8 protein-coding genes are annotated in these 7164 nt (G+C 42.5%); all 8 read left to right on the plus strand.

What is annotated here, in order from left to right; all coding sequences use genetic code 11:
- Positions 1-459, plus strand: a 459-nt coding sequence (locus BK127_RS41340) for a serine hydrolase (protein WP_144026727.1), incomplete at its 5' end; no start/stop codon positions are given.
- 294 nt (positions 460-753) lie between these two features.
- Entirely contained in the window at positions 754-2025 is a 1272-nt protein-coding gene (locus BK127_RS41345; RefSeq protein WP_076238454.1) for a hypothetical protein, read from the plus strand.
- 59 nt (positions 2026-2084) lie between these two features.
- The gene (locus BK127_RS41350; protein ID WP_076238455.1) at positions 2085-2810 is read left to right on the plus strand and encodes an ABC transporter ATP-binding protein; all 726 of its coding nucleotides are present in this window, start codon (positions 2085-2087) and stop codon (positions 2808-2810) included.
- The gene (locus BK127_RS41355; protein WP_076238456.1) at positions 2797-3549 is read left to right on the plus strand and encodes an ABC transporter permease; all 753 of its coding nucleotides are present in this window, start codon (positions 2797-2799) and stop codon (positions 3547-3549) included. The genes BK127_RS41350 and BK127_RS41355 overlap by 14 nt, the downstream gene beginning before the upstream one ends.
- 12 nt (positions 3550-3561) lie before the next feature.
- Complete coding sequence (locus tag BK127_RS41360) at positions 3562-4995, plus strand: sensor histidine kinase (protein WP_076238457.1); 1434 nt, start codon at positions 3562-3564, stop codon at positions 4993-4995.
- 17 nt (positions 4996-5012) lie between these two features.
- Positions 5013-5708, plus strand: a complete 696-nt coding sequence (locus tag BK127_RS41365; RefSeq protein ID WP_076238458.1) for a response regulator transcription factor — start codon at positions 5013-5015, stop codon at positions 5706-5708.
- A 348-nt stretch (positions 5709-6056) separates the two neighbouring features.
- On the plus strand, positions 6057-6674 hold the full coding sequence (locus BK127_RS41370; protein WP_144026728.1) for a hypothetical protein: 618 nt from the start codon (positions 6057-6059) through the stop codon (positions 6672-6674).
- A gap of 100 nt (positions 6675-6774) precedes the next feature.
- Positions 6775-7164: GNAT family N-acetyltransferase (locus tag BK127_RS41375; protein ID WP_076238460.1), on the plus strand; the 390-nt coding region annotated here is incomplete at its 3' end.

The following is a 7164-nucleotide window of genomic DNA, read 5'->3' on the forward strand; positions in this document are numbered from 1 at the left end:
GTACTTAGCACCTATTTTGCTCCTTACCAAGAAGGTGATGGCGTATTTTATCAAGTCCATTCCGTGACGAAAAGTATTACTTCAGCATTAACGGGGATTGCCATTAATGAGGGTGCCCTCAAAGGCACAAATCAAAAAGTTCTGAATTCCTTTCCGGAGGAAAGCAAAAACAATACGGATTTGAATAAAGCCGCGATTACCGTGAAAGATTTACTGACGATGCAGAGCGGATTAGAATGGCTGGAACCGCAAGTTCCTTACGGAGACAACAACATTGTCAGCCAGATGATGGAGAGTCCTAATCAAGTTCAATTTATCCTTAATCAGCCTATGTCAAGTGCAAGTGCTCCTGGTACTGCCTTCAATTATAATACGGGGGCTTCCCATCTGCTATCCGCTATGATTCAAACCCTGCTAAATGGGTCTCAGAATCAGCGGATGGGCTCTAAGGCACCATAGCTTATCGACCTTCCTCTCCAAGCCATAGTAGCAGTATTAACATATATAACCATTTTCATCATCGGTGGTGCGGCGTTTACGCTGCAAATATGGTAAGGAAAGGGTACTTAAAATCCAATGACTGTAAGAAATTTATGTGATAAAGTCATTAGTGTTGGGATGGCATCCATGTTAGTGCGCAATCAAGCTTGAGTTAATAGTTTGTTAATAGTTTATTCAGATAGATTCAATAAGCTTCGATTATAATAAAGCTAAGGAAACGTTTCCCCCACTATACCAAGAAGGAGATACGAAATGAAACTTAGCAAAAAAGCAATTACCGCACTCTCATTTACGCTCGGAGCCAGTTTATTTATATCCACAGCTTTTGCTGATACATTGCTTGGCTCTGGTTATGATCGACTCAAGGGCTCTGCGAAAAATACCGCCGCACAGATGGAGAAGGGATTAAACAATTATACGATCGATACGCTGCTTACGCTGAAGGGTAACGATCAAATCTTGTTTCAGACTACCACCTCCAAAAAAATCGATACAACCAAGCAAGCATCTGAAGAAACTACCGTAACTCAGGATTCAGAGGGCAAGTCCTCATCCAATTATTCATATTCCGACAAAAAGCAATCGGTCTGGAAAAACGGGGTAGATAACAAATATTATGTAACGGAATATCCTGATGATGCAGCTAGAGGGAGCCGGAGCGTGTTCACAAACCCTTTTAATGAAAAGGGAGCACCTGAGATCGAAAAGATCGTTGACGCAGTGGTCGGAGGGCTAAAGGATTATGTGCAGGTGGAAGAAAGGCCAGATGGCGGAAAGGCTTACTCAGGAAGCTTGTCTGAGGCACAGGTGCCTGCCGTAGTCAATGCCGTCTCCTCCTATGGCATCCAACAGTTGATTAGAGACCAGAGCCGTATGGAAAAGAATGCAAAGATGACGGATATAGAAAGTGATATTTTTGTCAAAAAGGTTGTAGGCACGGCTGTTGAGAACAAAGCAGGCATATTGGAAAATGTGACGGGGAATATCCTTCTGTCCGGGAAAGACAAAAACGGCGCCCAGCATGATTTAACGATCAATGTGGTCGTCAAGCTTTCCGGTGTTGGAAATACAAAGATTACTTTGCCAGACCTGAAAGGAGCAAGCGTTGAAACGGTCAACCAGTCAGGTGGCCTCACTAGCAAGTATGTGGGAACCTATAAAAATAACATCATCATGGAGAAAGACGGAAAACTAGTGAAGATCGGCGAGAGAACCTTTGAAATCACAAGCGTGGAGAACGGTAAAGTGGCAGGCAAATATTACGAAACCGTTAAACCTGGCTTTGAGGCCAATTATCCTGACAAGTATAATTTTAATTTTGAATACAATTCTAGCAGTACGAAGTCCCTATCTACCTTTACTTATAAGAATGCGAAAGGCGAGCAGGAAAACGGTCAGGTTCATGAGAACGGTCCTGGAAAGATTTATGTGGATCTGAATACCGAGATCATCAACAACAACTCATACAGAAGCAGCAATAGACCTAATTTCGATGGTCAATTCAGCCGCGTATTTGAGGAATAGAGAGAGGAAGGGAAGCCGCCAATGCGGCTTCCTGACCATTTTATGGGGAGGTACTGTCGTTGACGAATAAAGCAATTGAAATCATCGGTCTTACCAAGGTATATAAAAACGATCGGGGCATCAGTGATTTAAATTTAGAAGTAGATCAAGGCGATATATTCGGCTTTTTGGGACCCAATGGGGCTGGGAAGACGACAGCCATGAAAATGATGGCAGGGCTCATGAAACCGGACCGCGGCGACGTGAAGATTTTTGGTGCCAGCATATTAGAGGATTACGTCAAAGCGATGAAGCATGTGGGCTGTATGATCGAGACAGCAGAGTCGTATCCTTATTTAACGGCCAATGAAAACCTGAAGCTGTTTGGCAGGTTTTATCCGCAGGTGGACCAGCAAAGAATCGACGAATGCCTGGAAATTACTGGTATGTTGAAGTATAAAAATGAGAAATCTAAAAAGTTTTCACTTGGGATGAAACAAAGGCTAGGGCTAGCGGCTGCTATCCTATCGAAGCCCAAGCTTTTAATTTTGGACGAGCCTTTGAACGGATTGGATGTTGAGGGAATGCTGGAGATGCGGAGGCTGACTAAGCAGCTTGCTGATGAAGGTACGACCTTTTTTATTTCCAGCCACTTGATTCATGATGTAGAGCTTACCTGTACAAGAATCGGTGTTATATACGGGGGCAAGCTTGTCAATGTAGACTATACCCAAAACATTCTTTCCAATTACGCATCGCTTGAACATTATTTTGTTAGTGAGGTGGACAGGAATGCCAGGGTTTAAAGCTGCATTTTTGAATGAAACCGTGAAGCTGTTGAAAAAGAAAAAAATTATGGCGGCTGCCATTTTGTCCATTCTGGCCGTTTTGATCGGACAAATTGCGGTTACAGCGGTTAAGCATGGCCTCGGCTTAAGGGTAGTAGGCAGCACGGAGTTTCCAATAGTTGTTTTGTCGATTTTTACTTATACGATTTTACCTCTTTTTGCCATCTTTGTGGCGATCGATATGTTTAACGGTGAATTTTCGTCTAATACGATGAAAATAACGCTGGCCAGACCTGTTTCCAGACTTGGCGTTTATAGTGCGAAGGTTTTGAATATTGCTTTGTTTATATTGGCCAACCTGATGTTCGTTATGGTGCTTTCTTTACTGGTAGGGTTCATATTTAATCCTGCATCCGCTAGCTTGCTTGGTGTAGCGAGGGTGTTGTTGTCCTATATCGCTACTTTTTTCCCAGTGTTTGTGTTTGCCCTTTTAGTTGTCCTGCTATCCAATATACTACAGGGAGGGCTGGCGGTATTTTTCCTCTCCATCCTTATTTTTGTCGCTTTTAATTTCTTGGGTATTTTCTTTTCTTCGTATTCCAGTTTTTTTGTGACGTCGATGTTGGATTGGTATACGCTCTGGATTTCGGAATCGTTTAATATATTCAAAATTTTCCGCCAGATCTTAATTTTATTGGGCTGTGGTATAATGTTATTTACCGCTGGTTATTATTTATTTGATAAAAAGGATATATAGAAAGGAACCCACATGCATTTGACCAAACGCTTTTTCGTGATGAATGCGCTGTCCGTGCTGCTTTCCATTGCCTTGACGGCTTTGGCAGTCATCATTTTTGTTGCCGCCTATACCAAAGTATTTGGCAACAAAGCGGATATCAATGAACTGAAAAGGGCTTACGAGGTCAGGACCGGGATCAGTGAGATCAAGCGGGAGGCGATGGTCTTCGAGTTCAAACAGCTTCTGGATAAAAAAGTTCAGCAAGAGCTGGCTGATCGGGCCCAGGTATTGGGCGCCCATGCCTTCCTATTCATCAATAGGGAGGTTGTATACGCTACAAGAAAGCTGAATGCCATCGATATTGAAAAAAGCCTGCTGCTGTCCAGTGGTACACCTAATCAGGATACCCTGGAGCTTGATGGCAAAACTTATATATTTACCCGGGTGGATTATAAGCTTCCATCTGGCGATACGGGAGTATTGCTACTGCTTGCGCCAATCAAGCTGCAAACAGGCTTTTATATGCTGTTTGGCATTTTTACCGTCAGCTTTTTCATCCTGATTTTTTTGTTGATGAACTTTTGGGTTTCTTATACATTCTCACGCGGGATCATTTCACCAGTATCCAGGCTGAAGGAAGCCGCTGTTAAAATCAGTGAAGGTGACTTGAGCTGCGAAATTGCAGAGGAAGGCGAAGGCGAGGTTCGGGAGCTGTGCAAATCGCTGGAGCTAATGAGGATCAAGCTGAAGGAATCTATTTATTTACAGCAAAAATACGATGATAACAGAAACTTTTTGGTATCCAGCATTTCGCATGACTTAAAGACGCCAGTAACCTCCATCAAAGGGTACATCGAAGGTATTATTGACGGGGTAGCCAAGTCACCTGAGAAAATGGCAGAGTACCTTGAAACGGCTCGTTCAAAGACCATTTTGGTGAATGCCATGATTGATGATTTGCTTTTATATTCCAAGCTGGATCTGAACCAGCTCCCTTATCATTTTGAGAAAAGCAGCCTTGTGGACTATTTCGAAGATTGTGTTGCGGATCATAGATATGAATATGAAAAGGCCAATATTACATTAGAGCTAATCAATGAATTAAAGGAGCCTGTCCTTGTATTAATTGATCGCGAAAGATTAAAGAGAGTCATTCAAAATATCCTCGACAATGCTGCCATTTACATAGATAAGAGTGACCGGAGGGTTGCCATTATACTGAGGGAAACACGGACATCCGCCATTATAGAAATCAAGGATAATGGAAAGGGAATAGCCGAGAAAGACCTTCCCCACATTTTTGAACGATTTTATCGGGTGGATCCATCAAGGAACCATGTAGAGGGCAGCGGACTTGGGCTTGCTATTGCCAAACAAATTGTGGAAGGCCATGAAGGGGAAATATGGGCTAGAAGCATTGTCGGGGAAGGCACCCGAATAATGATCTCTCTGAAAAAGTTGTAGTAGGTTTGGAGGTTATGATGAAAAGGATATTGATTGTTGAGGACGACCAAAGTATTGCCAATCTGCAAAAGGATTATCTTGAGCTGAGCGGTTATTCGGTGAAGATCGTGAACAGCGGCTCAGAGGGGCTCGCAGCGCTTGAAGGAAAAAAGTTTGAGCTTGTGATCTTGGATATCATGCTGCCGGATATAGACGGATTTGAAGTATTGAGGACCATCCGTGAGCAGGACGACATTCCTGTGCTTCTCGTATCGGCCAGAGCAGAGGAAATCTACAAGATTAACGGCCTCGGCCTTGGTGCGGATGATTACATCACTAAACCGTTCAGCTCCGGCGAACTGGTAGCTCGGGTTAGCGCACATCTGAAAAAGTTCGAGCGGATGAAGGAACGGTTTGGTAAAGGGAATGAGAGAAGCCATATCCAGGTCCGGGGCCTTGAGATTCAACAAGATTCCAGAAGAGTGTTTGTGAACGGGAATGAGGTCATGATGGCGCAAAAGGAATTCGACCTGCTTGTGTTTCTTTTGAAGCATGCCAATCGGGTGATTGGCAAGGAGGAGCTTTTTGAGCGGATCTGGGGGATGGATGCGTTGGGCGACGCTTCTACCGTGACCGTGCACATCGCCAGAATCAGGGAAAAAATCGAGGAAAACCCGTCCAAGCCCCAGTATATAGGCACGGTTTGGGGATCAGGGTACCGGTTTATGATTTAATTCATGCATTGGTATAGGCTAGCTACGGCTACTAGTAGTGGAGGCTGGTGCAAAGATCAAAATAGGATTAAGTGCTTCCCAAAAGACAACAATGCCCCCTTCTAGTGCTGCGGCTGGGAGAGTAGTTGGACATGTTTCGTTTCTTAAAAGAGAAGAAGATGAAGGAAAAAAAGTAAATAATACACCAGAGAACGGAACCTAGAAGCAAATGGTTCCGTTTCTTTATTTAACTAACAAACAGTTTAGTGCAACTTTCCATTATTTGGTGCCGTATAAGAAGTGAAAAGGACGAGACGAACGGCTATAGAGTGAAGAGTGAGAAACTTTTAAGGGGTGAACAAAGTGAGGATGTATTCTAAAAGCATCAGAATATTGATTGGTGTTGTTTTTATCGTTTGTGTAGTGGGAGGTGCAATGGCATTCCAAAGCACATATGCTAAAATTACGATTAATCAAAGCCACACAAATCCTCCTAAATATCCTGAAAATGAAAATGGAAAGACATACGGTTCTGCTGAAGAAGCCACCTCTGTTGAAATGCTATCTGACTTAATCCATAAAGGAAGTGTTGATGGCATTGCAGGATATGTATTGAAAAAAGATTATCTCGAAGAACTTGGTCGTGATGTCCCGCTATATGATGTTGATGGGAAAACCATAATTGGTTCTTTTCATATTAGCGGCGCTAAGAATATGAACTTCTATCCTAAAAATAAAAACGGAAAGACATACGGTTCTGCCACAGATGCTACTTCTCCAGAAACGGTACCGGAATTAATAAGTGCTATAGGTGTGGATCGCACACAAGGATATTTGCTGAAAAAAGACATAAACGGTGAGCAACCAAAATCACCCGAGGAAGCCATTGCAATACAGAACAGTAGATCACCAGGTGGTCGTGATATTCCGCTGTATGACGTTGATGGTGAAACCGTAATTGGTGTGTTTCATGTTGGAGAAAAGTAACAAAACAGTATGTCCAAGTGTTACGGGCAGTTATGCTCAATAAGGAAATACATGAATAATTGTGTCATTCTTAATAAATTTTTGAATGAGGTCTGAACTAATGATAATTTATAAAAGCGATGAAATGCCATCATTGAAGGAAGTCATAGCACTATATAACAGAGCTACTTTAAGACGACCTAACGACGAGAGACGAATGGAATTGATGTTAAAGAATGCAAATATTAAAGTATCCGCTTGGCATAACGGGAAGTTAGTGGGTTTCCTAAGAGCATTCACAGATTTTTGCTTTGATTGTTACATTAACGATATTGCTGTTGACCCTGAGTACCAGGGAACGGGAATCGGTAAAGGACTAGTAGAGAATTTAAAACCACAATTAGAAAAGGGTACATTGATGTTCCTTATATCCGCCCCTGAATCTAAAAGTTTTTATAAAAAAATCGGATTTAATAATTTTAAAGATATCGAAGATACATGGCACCAAGTT

The sequence above is a fragment of the Paenibacillus sp. FSL H7-0331 genome (assembly GCF_001956045.1).

What these genes read in the sequence shown, in the direction of transcription:
- BK127_RS41345 (WP_076238454.1), top strand. Translation starts at nt 754, where the DNA reads ATGAAACTTAGCAAAAAAGCAATTACCGCACTCTCATTTACGCTCGGA.
- BK127_RS41365 (WP_076238458.1), top strand. Translation starts at nt 5,013, where the DNA reads ATGAAAAGGATATTGATTGTTGAGGACGACCAAAGTATTGCCAATCTG.
- BK127_RS41370 (WP_144026728.1), top strand. Translation starts at nt 6,057, where the DNA reads ATGTATTCTAAAAGCATCAGAATATTGATTGGTGTTGTTTTTATCGTT.
- BK127_RS41360 (WP_076238457.1), top strand. Translation starts at nt 3,562, where the DNA reads ATGCATTTGACCAAACGCTTTTTCGTGATGAATGCGCTGTCCGTGCTG.
- BK127_RS41355 (WP_076238456.1), top strand. Translation starts at nt 2,797, where the DNA reads ATGCCAGGGTTTAAAGCTGCATTTTTGAATGAAACCGTGAAGCTGTTG.